This is a genomic window from Streptomyces tyrfis, assembly GCF_037034285.1.
Taxonomy (GTDB): Bacteria; Actinomycetota; Actinomycetes; order Streptomycetales; family Streptomycetaceae; genus Streptomyces.
Window position 1 is genome coordinate 1 of record NZ_JBAGJZ010000131.1, and the last position, 370, is coordinate 370.

The window sequence follows — 370 nt, forward strand, 5'->3', positions numbered from 1 at the left end:
TATCGGAGTCCGTCACGCCCGTCACACCACCCGTCACGCCTGTGACGGAGGGTGTGACGCCGGACGAGTCCGACGACGTGACCGGGGCGGGCACGGGCAGTGTCGCGGTGCTGGAGGAGATCGCGGCCGTGGCAGGCGTGCCCACGCCCGTGCCCGGTGAGGGGCTGACAAACGATCAGCTCGACGTGGTGCTGCGGCACTTGCGGTACTCCGATGACCCGCCTCTGTCCTACCGCCAGGCCGTCACGGCCTTCCGTGACGCCGGCTACGTCGGCGGGGAACAGCGCGTCCGCAAGGCGTGGATGCACCTGATGTCCCGCGAAGAGGCCGACACCGACGAGGGTGCGGCCGAGACCAGTGAGAGCGAGAA

1 pseudogene is annotated in these 370 nt (G+C 69.7%); it reads left to right on the top strand.

What is annotated here, in order from left to right:
* Positions 1-53 precede the first annotated feature (53 nt).
* Positions 54-370 (top strand): annotated as a pseudogene (locus WA762_RS35530) (hypothetical protein); the annotation flags it as partial.